We start from the raw sequence: 12,269 nt of genomic DNA, 5'->3' as shown, positions 1-12,269 counted from the left end.
AGAGGTGGCGGTCGCCGATTTCAACCAGATCAGACGGAGCGAACATCTGCCTGCGCGCATTGCAGCGCAGATCGGTCGTGAGATCACGGAAGGGCGGATCGCCGCCGGTGAGAAGCTGCCGACAGAGCACCTGCTTGCCAAGACCTTCGGCGTCAGCCGCTCGGTCGTCCGCGAGGCGATCGCCCAGCTACGCAACGAAGGGCTGGTGGAAACGCGGCAGGGTGTCGGCGCCTTCGCCACCGAGTTCGAGCGGCGCCAGTCGCTGCGGATCGAGCACGGAGATCCGACCGATCAGCTCGCTTTCCACAATCTTTATCAACTGCGCATACCCCTGGAGATCGAAGCGGCCGGCCTGGCGGCCATCCATCGTACCTCGGCCGATCTGGCTCGCCTTGACGAAGCTCTGGAGCAGATGACGGGTGCGGAGAAATGGACCGATCAGGGGATCATCGCTGATCTGGCGTTCCATCGTGCGCTCGCGACCGCAACGCAAAATGAGTATTTTCCGCTGTTCACCAGCTTTATCGCGGAGCGGATAAGCCTTGCGATCCAGGCCGCCCGAGCAAAGGCTGTTCTGGAGGAAATCGTCGAGGTGACGATCGCAGAGCATGTTGTGATCCGCGATGCGGTTGCGATCGGGGATCCCGTCAAAGCACGCCACGCCATGCGCAATCATCTGATACAGGCGGCAATGCGGCTGGATCTTACTTTGGAAACGGCCAAGAACGAAATATGACTAGCGGACGTTCACGGACTTTTTCCCACATTGGTGCAGGACATCTGGACAGGGCTCAAAAGTCATACTAGAAAAGCCCACTTTTGTTGTCAGACATCCTGACAATCAGGGCGATTTCATCGCATGCCAGGGAGGAACTTGGTGAATTCTGAGAAAGTGTTGAGCGCGCAGATGATCCTGCCGCAAGACGTAAACGACGCACTCCTGGTCGGTCGGGTCTGGTCAAAGGACGCCGGCGGCCCATGCCCGGTGTTGTTCAAGGACGGCCGGCTGCTGGATCTGTCGTCACTGTCGTCGACACTGTCCGGTCTCCTGGAGATCGAAGACCTCACCGCACGTCTCAACGATACAACCCAGTTTGCCGACCTCGGCGCGATCGATGTGTTCCTGAATGGTACCGCGGGCGAGCTTCTTGCTCCTGTCGACCTGCAGGCCGTCAAGGCCGCGGGCGTAACCTTCGCCGACAGCATGCTCGAGCGGGTCATCGAGGAGCAGGCCAAGGGCGATCCGTTGCGGGCGCAGGAGATCCGTGGCCGTCTGGCGCCGGTTCTCGGCGACAACCTCAAGGGGCTGGTCGCGGGATCCGAGAAGGCTGCCGAGGTCAAGACGCTGCTGCAGGAACTCGGTCTCTGGTCGCAGTACCTGGAAGTCGGCATCGGGCCGGACGCCGAGATCTTCACGAAGGCGCAGCCCATGTCCTCCGTCGGCTGCGGTGCCCTCGTCGGTATCCATCCAAAGTCGGACTGGAACAACCCGGAGCCGGAAGTCGTGCTGGCGGTGACGTCCACCGGCAAGATCGTCGGCGCCACGCTCGGCAACGACGTCAACCTGCGCGACTTCGAAGGCCGCTCCGCCCTGCTGCTCAGCAAGGCGAAAGACAATAATGCGTCGTGCTCGATCGGTCCGTTCATTCGTCTCTTCGATGCCGGCTTCAGCATCGAAGACGTCAAAACAGCTGAAATTGCCCTGACTGTCGAAGGTGTCGACGGTTTCACCATGACAGGTGTCAGCCCGCTGGCCGCCATCAGCCGTACGCCGGAAGACCTGGTTTCCCAGCTGCTGAACGACAATCACCAGTATCCGGACGGCGCGGTCCTGTTCCTCGGCACGATGTTTGCGCCGGTCAAGGATCGCCGCGGCACGGGTCTCGGGTTCACCCACGAAATCGGCGACCGGGTAGAAATTTCTTCGCCACGTCTCGGCCGGCTGGTAAACTGGGTCGAACACAGCAATCGGTGCCCGCAGTGGACGTTCGGAATTGCTGCGCTGATGAAAAATCTTGCACAACGCGCGTTGCTTTAGGCGAGGCGGGGGGAGTCACATGCAAAGAGCTATCGATCTCTTCTACAAATGTTTGGAAATCCTGCTGATCCTGTTGCTCAGTAGCATGGCGGTCATGGTGTTCCTCAATGTCTTGCTGCGCTACGGGTTCAATTCCGGCATCAACGTTTCGGACGAGCTGTCGCGCTACTTCTTCGTCTGGCTGACGTTCATCGGCGCGGTCGTGGCGTTCCGGGAGCATTCGCATGTGGGCGTTGAAACGCTGGTGATGATGTTTGGCCGAACGGGTCGCATCATCTGCATGATCCTGTCGAATATCATCATCATCGGCGTTTCGGCGATCTTCTTCTGGGGAACCTGGAAGCAGGCGCCGATCAACGCCACAATGGACGCTCCGGTCACGCAGCTGTCGATGATCTGGGTCTATGGTATCGGCTTCTTTACCGGTGCAGGTGTCGTCATCATTGCGCTTGAGCGCCTGGTGCGTCTGCTGACAGGCCGCGTGACAGAAGAAGAAATTGCAGCCTTTGCCGGCGAAAACATGACGGCCGAACATCTCGCGGAGCGCAGCCTATGACACTCGGCGTCTTTATTGCGTCCCTCCTCGGGGCCATGGCCATCGGCGTTCCGGTCGCATTTTCACTGATGTTCTGTGGCGTCATGCTCATGTGGTACATGGGCATGTTCAACACGCAGATCATCGCCCAGAACATGATCGCGGGTGCCGATACCTTCACACTGCTGGCCATCCCCTTCTTCATTCTGGCCGGCGAACTGATGAATGCGGGCGGACTGTCGCGGCGCATCATCAATTTCGCGATTGCCTGTGTCGGGCACATTCGTGGCGGGCTCGGCATCGTCGCCATCATGGCTGCCATCATCATGGCCAGCATCTCCGGTTCTGCAGCTGCCGATACCGCGGCTCTGGCTGCGATCCTCATTCCGATGATGGCGAAGGCAGGCTACAACGTCCCGCGCTCCGCGGGTCTGATTGCCGCCGGCGGCGTCATCGCGCCCGTGATCCCACCGTCCATGGCCTTCATTGTCTTCGGTGTCTCGGCCAATGTTTCCATCACCCAACTGTTCATGGCCGGCATCGTACCGGGCATTCTGATGGGTCTCTCGCTGGTCGTGACCTGGCTGATCGTGGTCCGCAAGGACAACGTGCAGCCGCTTCCGAAGACCTCCATGAAGGTGCGTCTGAGTGAGACGGGCCGCGCTCTTTGGGCGCTGGGAATGCCTGTGATCATTCTCGGCGGCATCAAGGCGGGTGTCGTCACACCGACGGAAGCCGCCGTCGTGGCTGCGGTCTACGCCATGTTCGTCGGGATGGTGATCTACCGCGAGCTTGCGCCGCGTGATCTGCCACGCGTCATCCTTCAGGCGGCAAAGACCACCGCAGTCGTCATGTTCCTCGTCTGCGCGGCGCTGGTTTCGGCCTGGCTTATTACGGCTGCCAACATCCCGGCTGAAATCACCGGTTACATCGAGCCCCTGATCGACCGCCCGATGCTGCTGATGTTCGTGATCATGCTGCTGGTTCTGGTTGTCGGAACCGCTCTCGACCTCACCCCGACGATCCTGATCCTGACGCCCGTGCTGATGCCGATCGTCAAGCAGGCGGGGATCGACCCAGTCTACTTCGGCGTGTTGTTCATCATGAACACCTGCATCGGCCTTCTGACCCCGCCGGTCGGCGTCGTCTTGAACGTCGTCAGCGGCGTCGGCCGCGTCCCGCTGGGACAAGTCACCATCGGCGTCTGGCCATTCCTGGTCGCGCAGGTCCTGGTTCTTTTCCTTCTGGTTCTGTTCCCAGATATCGTCCTCGTGCCCGCACGGTGGCTCTACTAATCCGCAACCCCTCAACAACCTATCCTAGGGAGGATACTACCATGAGAAAACTGCTTCTTGCTTCGACTGCCATCGCTTTCGGCCTTTCGGCTGCAGCTCCGGCCTTCGCGGAATTCAACGATCGCAACATCCGCGTTTCGAACGGCATCAACGAAGACCACCCGGTCGGTAACGGCATCAAGGCTATGCAGGCCTGCCTCGACGACAAGTCGGGCGGCAAGCTGAAGCTCACCGCCTTCTGGGGCGGCGCACTCGGCGGCGACCTTCAGGCAACCCAGGCGCTCCGTTCGGGCGTTCAGGAAGCCGTCGTGACGTCTTCCTCGCCGCTGGTTGGCATCATTCCGGCTCTCGGCGTGTTCGACCTGCCGTTCCTCTTTGCCAACGCCCAGGAGGCCTATCAGGTCCTCGACGGCGACTTCGGCAACATGATGAACCAGAAGCTCGAAGAAGCTGGCCTCGTCAACCTCGGCTACTGGGAGAACGGCTTCCGTAACCTGTCGAACTCGGTTCGCCCGGTTACCAAGTGGGAAGACTTCGAAGGGATGAAGGTTCGCGTCATGCAGAACAACATCTTCCTCGACACCTTCCAGAACCTCGGCGCGAACGCTACTCCGATGGCTTTCGGCGAAGTGTTCTCGGCTCTGGAAACAAACGCGATCGACGCCCAGGAAAACCCCTACGTCACGATCGACACGTCGAAGTTCTACGAAGTGCAGAAGTTCGTCACCGAGACGAACCACGCCTACACGCCGTTCCTCTTCCTCTTCTCCAAGCCGATCTTCGACAGCTATACACCTGAAGAGCAGGCTGCTCTGCGCGAGTGCGCAGCCGTTGGCCGCGACGAAGAGCGCAAGGTGATCCAGGACCTCAACCTGAAGTCGCTGGAGAAGATCAAGGAAGCCGGTCTGGAAGTGAACGTGCTGTCTGAAGAAGAGCAGGCACGTATTCGCGAGAAGTCGATGGTTGTCTACGAAAAGCATAAGGCCGCTATCGGTGCCGACGTGGTCGACGCTATCCTCGCTAACCTCGAAGAGATCCGTAAGTAGTCTCTCGTGCCTCGCCGGCTGGGCCTCGGTCCAGTCGGGTTCCTTCAGAGCCCGTGGTCATCCCACGGGCTCTTTTCGTTTTCACCATGCAACAAAAAAAACGCCTCGTTGGGGAGGCGGTTTTTCTGTCGGCAATCAGGTTGTCGGCGCGGTCACGGGACCTCGATCGGCCGGTCCTGCTGCCGTTTCTTGAGGATCTGCTCCCGGATAAAAATGAAGAGGCCAGAGGCGACAATGAGGCCGGCGCCGATCATCATGCTGAGCCGGGGCACGTCGCCAAAGAACATCCAGCCGAAGATGACCGCATAGAGCAGCAGCGTGTATTGCAGCGGTGCGACCGTCGCCGCATCCGACATCTTCAGGGCGCGGTTGACGAGCATGTGCGCGCTCATGGCTACCACGCCCAGGAGGCCGAGCAGCATCAGGTCGATGCCGGAAGCGATCGGTGCCCAGTCGAAGGGGGCAAAGACAAGCCCGGCGAGGGCGGCGGCCGAGGTCTGGAAAAGGACCAGCGTGCTGTCGGGGGTGGCGCGCAGGAAGCGGCCGGAGATCATCATGAAGGCGAAGGCGGCGCTGCCGATGATCGATATGATCGCCGGGCCTGTAAACATGGCACTCGACGGCTCAAGCGTGATGATGACGCCGACGAAGCCGATGGCGATCGCCGTCCAGCGACGCCAGCCTACGGTCTCTCCCAGAAGAAGAGGGGATGCCGCCGCCACATATATCGGGGCGGCCAGCCAGAAGGTCATGACGTCGGCGAGCGGCAGGTACATCACCGCATAGTAGAAGCAGAATACCTCCAAGGTCGAAAAAATCACGCGGGCAAGCTGCATCCCCTTTCGCTCGGCTCCGAGGATCGGTGCCAGGCCGGCCTTCCAGAGAAGGGGAGACAGGATGATGAGCGCAGCGATGCTGCGGATCAGGATGACCTGGCCCAAGCCATAGGAGGAGACAAGCCATTTGCCCATGGCGTCGTTCAGGGCAAAAAACAGCATGCCGAGCAGCATTACCAGAGGTCCGGCGGCCGACGAGGTTCCCAGGCCGGCCGCGGCCGATGCGATCTTATTCAATTCTTCCTCCCAGAATATCGACAGTCGTCAGATAGCGGCGATGTCGGAGAATCGCCGGCTGACGGTGAAGTTCTCTTCTAGGTCGGGATGAAGTTCCATGCCAAGCCCTGGGCCGGGCGGAACGGTGATCATGCCGTTCTTTACCTCCGGCAGCGCCGTGACGAGATCCCGGTACCATGTGTTGTAGAAGGCGCGAACGCTCTCCTGTACCAGCGCATTCGGCGCGTTCAGCGACAGGTGGGTGGAGGCGCAGAGCACCACCGGGCCTGTGCAGTCGTGCGGCGCCACCGGCAGATGCCAGGCCTCTGCCATGGAGGCAATCTTGCGAGCCTCGGACAGGCCGCCGCACCACGAGATATCCAGCATGACGATGCCGGCGACACCTGTTTCAAGGTAGTCGCGGAAGCCCCAGCGGGTTGCCAGTGTCTCGGACGCCGAGATGGGGGCTGGCGAGGCGTCGGCATAGCGCTTCAGGCTCGACAGGCTGTCCATCTTGATCGGGTCTTCGTGCCAGAAGGTGTTGTAGGGCTCGAGCGCCTTGGCGATCTGGATGGCGGGCAGGAGCTGCCACATGGAGTGGAACTCGACCATGATGTCGATCTTGTCGCCGACGGCCTTGCGGATCTTCTCGAAGGGTTCGAGTGCGAGCTTCAGGTCCGGCATGGAGATGTACTGGCCGCGCGTCTTTTCGGCGGCCGCGTCGAAGGGCCAGATCTTCATCGCTGTGATGCCGTCGGCCAAAAGCGATTCGGCAAGCTCGTCGGCGCGGTGCAGGAAACCGTTCAGGTCGTCATGGGCGGTGCCGCCGGTCAGCCCGTAGTTGGCTGTCGTCTGGCCGCTGTTCTTCTTGATGTATTCTGTGCCGGCACAGGTGTTGTAGGTGCGGATCTCCTTGCGGCTGAAGCCACCCAGCAGCTGGGCGATCGGCTGGTTCACGGCCTTGCCGAAGATGTCCCAGAGGGCGATGTCGAAGGCCGAGTTGCCGCGAACTTCGGCGCCTGAAGATCGGAAGCCGATATAGCCGACGAGATCGCTGGCGAGGAGATCGATCTGCAGAGGGTCGCGGCCGAGCACGCGGGGCGCGACATATTCGTGGATGTAGCTTTCGACGGTCTCTGCGCCGAAGAAGGTCTCTCCCAGCCCGGTAATGCCTTCGTCGGTGTGGACCAGCACCCAGAGCAGGTTGGAGCGTTCCGCAATGCGGACGGTTTCAAGCTTGGTGATCTTCATGGAGTGTCCTTTGAATCTAGATAAGGCCTGCGGTGACGAGCGCCTTCAGGCTGGTGTCAAAATGCTGGTTCATGGCTGTGGTGGCAGCACCGGGGTCACCGGCAAGGATGGCCTGGCCGATCTCGCGGTGAAGCGCGTTCATCGCCTGCCGATCGGTATCGCTCGACCGGCTTCGCCAACCGATCGGCCACGTCTCACGAGTGACGTTCTGGAACGCTCCCAGAATAAGCGCAAAGACCCGGTTGCGGGAGGCGCGGGCGATCGCGAGGTGAAAGGCGATGTCATGCTCCATCACCTTCTCCGGCCGATGAAAATCGGTGGCCATCGCATCTGCGTGAGCGACAATGGCATGCGCCTCAGCCTCGGTGCGACGTAGCGCGGCCAGTGCCGCGGTGCGTGCCTCAATGGTGCGCCGCGCGTCATAGATCTGCTGGATGTCGATCTGGTCGATGACCACGCCGTGTTCGATCATCAGCCCGAAGGCATCGTCGTTGAGCCTGGCGACCGTCGGTCGTTTGCCTGCGCCCAGTTCGACTAGCCGGAGTGCGGCCAGGGAACGGAGAGCCTCGCGAATGACGGTTCTGGAGACCTGCAGATCCTTCGACAGGGCCGCTTCGGCAGGCAGACGGTCGCCCGGTTTCAGATCCTGTTCACGGATCAGCCGGGCAATAGCCGACACGGCGCTGCCGACGAAATCCGATCCCGTTCCATGGAGTTGTACCGCCAACATATCCTACCGCTTCCTAAAACCTCTCATACAGGTTGTAGGAGATTTCGTGCGTGGAGGCAAGACTACGGCAGGTTCAGGTTTTATAGGAGCCTAGCCGGCACGCGCTGCGTCGTAGGCAATCAGAGTCAGTTTTGCCCGTTCGACCACCTCGGCCGCCGTCATTCCCGGCTTGTAAAGGCTGGAACCAAGCCCGAACGCTGTAATGCCGGCGCCCATGTAGTCGGCAAAGTTCACCTCGGAGACGCCACCGACGGCAGCGATCAGCAAGTCCTTCGGCAGGACGGCGCGAATGGCGCTGATGCCGGCGGGCCCGAGAACATTGGCCGGGAAGAACTTCAGGCCGGTTGCACCGGCGCGGGCGGCAGCCAAAGCTTCCGTCGGGGTGAAGACGCCGGGGAGGGTGATCATGCCACGCGCAACGGCCGCCTTGATCACCTCCGCCTCGACATTTGGGCTGACCATCAGCCTTCCGCCGGCGGCATCCAGGCTCGCCACGTCTTCCACGGTCAGCACGGTCCCGGCGCCGATCAGGCATTCGGCGGGTGCCATCTTCGCGGCAATCTCGATGGAGCGGAACGGTTCGGGAGAGTTCAGCGGAATCTCGATGGCGGTGAAGCCCGCGTCGATCAGACCACCCACCACGCCCTCGGTCTCTTCCGGGCGCAGTCCCCGAAGAATGGCGACCAGCGGATATTGCATTGAGGGGAAGGGGATGCGGTTCATGGCTGTTCCTCGGGCTGGGCAAGCAGGATCTTGTGGGCGGCGACAGACAGGCCCCGCCGCACCGCGTCATCGGCGTCGATTGTCTGAAAGGGGAGCGAGAGGGCGGTAAACGCGCTCTCATAGAGCGCCCGCAGTTTCCCGGAGGCAACAAGCCGGATCATCGGGCGTTCGTCGGCAGAGCCCAGCGCGCCGGCGATCTCCAGCCCGATCAGCGTGCCGGACAGGCGCGCTGCAGCATCGGTCGGGGACAAGTCCTGGAGAAGCGTTCCGGAGCGGACGGTGAAGAGGATGTTGCTCACTCGCTGCGGCGTCCGGAAGGCAGCCTCGACTGCACTTTGGAACGCTGGGCGGTCCGCATCGAAGGATCCTGCCCCGCTGACGGAATGGGAAAGCACCGAGTGCTTCGAGAGAAGGTCGAAGAGTTCGCCGGTCATGAATGTCGAAAAGCCCGTCACGCTTTCAGCCGCGACCGTCACCCATTTGGAATGCGTGCCAGGCATGCAGACGATCTGGGGGCTTTCCGTTGTTGCTGACTGGAGCGCGCCCAGAAGCTGTGTCTCCTCGCCGCGCATCACGTCCGGGCAATCGGCGCGCCGCTGCGCAAGGCCAGGGAGGATGCGGACGTCACGGTCGATGCCGGGCACCTGCACAGCGCCGGCCAGAACAGACGGCAAGGGTGCCGGCACGTCGACATAGCCCGCCTCGACCCAGCCCTGCCGGGCGCCGGCCATGCCGCAGACGATTACCGGCAGATCCGCCGGTGCTTCCAATGCAGTCAGGTGAGCTGCGAGAACATCCGGGAAGCCTGCCTGCGCCGCAGACGTCATGCCTTCGCCGCTGCGCCGCTCCGCAAGTACCGTGTCCTCCGCGTCCATCAGCCAGAGGCGGAAGCTGCTCGTGCCCCAGTCAACGGCGGCATAGGCGGGTTGGGTCAAAGCAGTCCTCCATCGATGATCATGGTTTGCGCCGTCATACCGGCTGCAGCGGCCGATGCAAGGAATAGGCAGGGTCCGACGAGGTCATCGGCGGTCAGGGTCCGCTTCAGGCATTGGCGCCCGACGATCTCCGCAATGCCGTCATCCGTCAGCCACAGGCGCTTCTGACGCTCCGTCACGATCATGCCCGGCAGGATGGCGTTAACGCGGATGCCCTCGGGACCGAGGCGGCCGGCCAGGCTCTTCGTCAACCCGACAATGCCGGCCTTGGCCATCGCATAGGATGGAAGGTCCCCCATGTTGAGCAGATAGGAGATCGAGGAGAAGTTGACGATGGAGCTGCCGGTCGCCTTGCGCAGGTGCGGCAGGGCCGCCTGCGTGGTGAAGAACATCTGCTTCAGGTTGATTGCCTGGCTTTCGTCCCAATAAGCTTCCGTGACGGTGTCGACGTCATGGCGATCGTCCCAGCCGGCGTTGTTGACCAGTACCGAGAGCGATCCCGCGGCGCGGGCGGCCTCATCGACGGCGGACCGGATTTCCGCGACCTGCCTGAGATCGGCGTGCAGAAACGTGACCGGATGGCGGGACGATCGGGAAAGACGCGCTGCGAGCTCCCGCCCGGCTTCGTCCGCAATGTCGACGAAGGAAACGCGGGCACCTTGTGCTGCAAACGCGGCCGCCAGTGCCGCACCAATGCCCGTGGCTCCGCCGGTGATCAGGACGCCCTTGTCGGCAAGGTCAGGATGCTGGACGACGACATCGACCAAGGCTTTCCCTCCGGCATGCTGCAGCTGATCGTTGCCGATGTTCTAAGCAGCCACCCGCCGAAAGACAAGAGAGCGGCAGTGCTCAGGTGCTTTTGCATCGGGAGCAGGCCGCTGTGCTGGCGGCCTGCTCTGTCACCGATAGATCAGGCGGCAGTGCGTCGCCGGGCGGGAGCGGAGTGGCTCGCCTGCCGGGTCGCCGTGCCGGTGCGGAAGCGGCCAATCAGAGACGCCAGGCTGCTGCTGATCTGCGAAAGGTTTTGTGCCGAAGCATTGGTTTCCTCCATCAGAGCGGCGTTCTGCTGCGTCATCTGGTCCATGCTGCGAACGGCCGAGTTGATCTCGTCGATGCCGGCGGCTTGCTCCTGCGCCGATTTGGTTATGGAGTTGATGTTCTCGTTGATCGACCCGACGCGGTTGCCGATGGCCGTCAGCGATTCGCCCGTCAGATTGACCAGTTCGACACCGCGGCGAACGTCTGCGGACGATTTGTCGATGAGTTCCTTGATCTCCTTGGCAGCGGCGGCGGAGCGCTGCGCCAGTTCGCGGACTTCCTGAGCCACCACGGCGAAGCCCTTGCCCTGTTCACCGGCTCGTGCGGCTTCTACGCCAGCATTCAGCGCCAGCAGGTTGGTCTGGAAGGCAATCTCATCGATGACGCCAATGATCTGGGTCATCTTCTGCGATGAGCTTTCAATCTCACCCATGGCAACGATCGCCTGCTTGACGACCTGGCCCGACTTCTCGGTCTCCTTGGCGGATTCCTGAACCACGGTCTGAACTTCGCGGGCCCGCAGTGCGGACTGGCCGGAGATGCTGGTGATCTGCTCAAGGGCCGCGGCACTTTCCTCGAGTGCGGAGGCCTGATGTTCGGTGCGCTTGGCCATGTTGTCGGCAGCCGAAGCAATGCCGCCCACTTCGGCACGAACCTGATCGACCGAGTTGTGGATTTCCTGCATCGCCTCTTCGAGCGAAGCGACCGACGAGTTGAAATTGTGTTTTAGGCCCTCGAAGCTCGGTGCCAATGTCTCACGCAGCTCGGAGGTGAGATCGCCCTCCGACAGTCGAACAAGCGCGGCCTCAAGCGCCGACAGGGCAGTTTGCTGCTCCGCCTGATCCGTCTGGCGTAAGGCCTCGACGCGGGCCCGTTCCTCGGCCAGCGATTCGAGGTAGACAGAGATGGCGTAATCCATGTCCACCAGCGCGGCCTTGACGACAGCAGTGACGTCGTTGGCGACCTTTTCCGCCTTCCGGCCGTGAAGGAAACCTTTGAGTTCGTCGTTGATGATGGCGCGCATGATCCCGTCGAGAATGAGCGCATATCCGCCTATGTACCAGCGGGGTTCGAGACCGATCCTGGCATGGACCTGGCCGACGGTAGTGACGCCATCGACATAATCTTCCTGATATCTGCCCGAGGCAATCATCTCCCAATGTGCGGCCTGCCGGCTCTTGGCGTGTTGAATATGCGCCTGGTTCGAGAAGAACTTGGATGTCAGGGGATGCCGGGAGGCCTTGACGTAGAAGACATCGAGAGCCGCTCCTATGGAAGACGCGATGATCGGCTGAATGGCGCTCAAGCTGCGGCGCTGGTCGGCACCGAGTCCCACAAATTCAAGCCGGTCATGGAGGTCGGCGGTCTTCGATGTCTTGTTCATAGCGGCTCCTGGGGATGCGCCGGGACAGGCCGGCGAATCTGATGTCTGGATGTACAACAGATAGGCATCGGAGCTTAACTTCTCATTAGCGATGTCTTTAACTTAATAGGTGCATGAACTTGTAGTCGTTAGTAACATTTCGTTAGTAAATGTCGCTTCTCCTTCTCCTCAATTAGTCGATGTTAATTCGACGGCGGTTTAGGGTTTTGTGAAGAACCCCGCGACACACTGGGCACTCCTTT

The 12,269-nt window shown here is 61.4% G+C and carries 12 protein-coding genes; 5 read left to right on the top strand and 7 right to left on the bottom strand.

The genetic code is table 11. From position 1 onward, the window contains the following. Positions 1-4: 4 nt before the first annotated feature. The 5 genes from M1E10_RS05355 (at position 5) to M1E10_RS05335 (ending at position 4,914) form a co-directional block, all read left to right on the top strand. Positions 5-736, top strand: a complete 732-nt coding sequence (locus tag M1E10_RS05355; RefSeq protein WP_499175356.1) for a FadR/GntR family transcriptional regulator — start codon at positions 5-7, stop codon at positions 734-736. A gap of 123 nt (positions 737-859) precedes the next feature. Further along, entirely contained in the window at positions 860-2,038 is a 1,179-nt protein-coding gene (locus M1E10_RS05350) for a fumarylacetoacetate hydrolase family protein (RefSeq protein WP_499175355.1), read from the top strand. 19 nt (positions 2,039-2,057) lie between these two features. Continuing rightward, on the top strand, positions 2,058-2,594 hold the full coding sequence (locus M1E10_RS05345) for a TRAP transporter small permease (protein ID WP_499175354.1): 537 nt from the start codon (positions 2,058-2,060) through the stop codon (positions 2,592-2,594). After that, complete coding sequence (locus tag M1E10_RS05340; protein WP_499175353.1) at positions 2,591-3,868, top strand: TRAP transporter large permease; 1,278 nt, start codon at positions 2,591-2,593, stop codon at positions 3,866-3,868. The genes M1E10_RS05345 and M1E10_RS05340 overlap by 4 nt, the downstream gene beginning before the upstream one ends. A gap of 41 nt (positions 3,869-3,909) precedes the next feature. Further along, positions 3,910-4,914, top strand: coding sequence for a TRAP transporter substrate-binding protein (locus M1E10_RS05335; protein WP_499175352.1), 1,005 nt, complete (start codon positions 3,910-3,912; stop codon positions 4,912-4,914). Positions 4,915-5,066: 152 nt separating this feature from the next. Here M1E10_RS05335 and M1E10_RS05330 read toward each other — a convergent pair whose 3' ends face one another. The 7 genes from M1E10_RS05330 to M1E10_RS05300 all read right to left on the bottom strand — a co-directional run bounded on the left by M1E10_RS05330 (position 5,067) and on the right by M1E10_RS05300 (position 12,027). Continuing rightward, entirely contained in the window at positions 5,067-5,924 is an 858-nt protein-coding gene (locus M1E10_RS05330) for a DMT family transporter (RefSeq protein ID WP_499177299.1), read from the bottom strand. A gap of 90 nt (positions 5,925-6,014) precedes the next feature. After that, positions 6,015-7,217, bottom strand: a complete 1,203-nt coding sequence (locus M1E10_RS05325) for a mandelate racemase/muconate lactonizing enzyme family protein (protein WP_499175351.1) — start codon at positions 7,215-7,217, stop codon at positions 6,015-6,017. 16 nt (positions 7,218-7,233) lie between these two features. Next, the gene (locus tag M1E10_RS05320; protein WP_499175350.1) at positions 7,234-7,947 is read right to left on the bottom strand and encodes a FadR/GntR family transcriptional regulator; all 714 of its coding nucleotides are present in this window, start codon (positions 7,945-7,947) and stop codon (positions 7,234-7,236) included. Positions 7,948-8,037: 90 nt separating this feature from the next. Then, a complete protein-coding gene (locus M1E10_RS05315) occupies positions 8,038-8,670 on the bottom strand; it encodes a 2-dehydro-3-deoxy-6-phosphogalactonate aldolase (protein WP_499175349.1) in 633 nt (210 codons plus the stop codon). After that, positions 8,667-9,605, bottom strand: coding sequence for a 2-dehydro-3-deoxygalactonokinase (locus M1E10_RS05310; protein WP_499175348.1), 939 nt, complete (start codon positions 9,603-9,605; stop codon positions 8,667-8,669). The genes M1E10_RS05315 and M1E10_RS05310 overlap by 4 nt, the downstream gene beginning before the upstream one ends. Beyond that, positions 9,602-10,372: an SDR family NAD(P)-dependent oxidoreductase gene (locus M1E10_RS05305; RefSeq protein ID WP_499175347.1), complete on the bottom strand. Its 771-nt coding sequence runs from the start codon at positions 10,370-10,372 to the stop codon at positions 9,602-9,604. The genes M1E10_RS05310 and M1E10_RS05305 overlap by 4 nt, the downstream gene beginning before the upstream one ends. A gap of 143 nt (positions 10,373-10,515) precedes the next feature. Beyond that, the gene (locus tag M1E10_RS05300; RefSeq protein WP_499175346.1) at positions 10,516-12,027 is read right to left on the bottom strand and encodes a methyl-accepting chemotaxis protein; all 1,512 of its coding nucleotides are present in this window, start codon (positions 12,025-12,027) and stop codon (positions 10,516-10,518) included. Between the last annotated feature and the right edge of the window lie 242 nt (positions 12,028-12,269).

Source organism: Rhizobium sp. PK7-22, assembly GCF_056530405.1.
Note: the sequence above shows the minus strand (reverse complement) of the source record. Positions and strands in the feature narration are given on the sequence as shown.

Excerpts from the sequence above, each read along its gene's own strand:
- M1E10_RS05350 (WP_499175355.1), top strand. The coding sequence starts at position 860 with ATGCCAGGGAGGAACTTGGTGAATTCTGAGAAAGTGTTGAGCGCGCAG.
- M1E10_RS05345 (WP_499175354.1), top strand. The coding sequence starts at position 2,058 with ATGCAAAGAGCTATCGATCTCTTCTACAAATGTTTGGAAATCCTGCTG.
- M1E10_RS05340 (WP_499175353.1), top strand. The coding sequence starts at position 2,591 with ATGACACTCGGCGTCTTTATTGCGTCCCTCCTCGGGGCCATGGCCATC.
- M1E10_RS05335 (WP_499175352.1), top strand. The coding sequence starts at position 3,910 with ATGAGAAAACTGCTTCTTGCTTCGACTGCCATCGCTTTCGGCCTTTCG.
- M1E10_RS05330 (WP_499177299.1), bottom strand. The coding sequence starts at position 5,924 with ATGCTGCTCGGCATGCTGTTTTTTGCCCTGAACGACGCCATGGGCAAA.
- M1E10_RS05325 (WP_499175351.1), bottom strand. The coding sequence starts at position 7,217 with ATGAAGATCACCAAGCTTGAAACCGTCCGCATTGCGGAACGCTCCAAC.
- M1E10_RS05320 (WP_499175350.1), bottom strand. The coding sequence starts at position 7,947 with ATGTTGGCGGTACAACTCCATGGAACGGGATCGGATTTCGTCGGCAGC.
- M1E10_RS05315 (WP_499175349.1), bottom strand. The coding sequence starts at position 8,670 with ATGAACCGCATCCCCTTCCCCTCAATGCAATATCCGCTGGTCGCCATT.
- M1E10_RS05300 (WP_499175346.1), bottom strand. The coding sequence starts at position 12,027 with ATGAACAAGACATCGAAGACCGCCGACCTCCATGACCGGCTTGAATTT.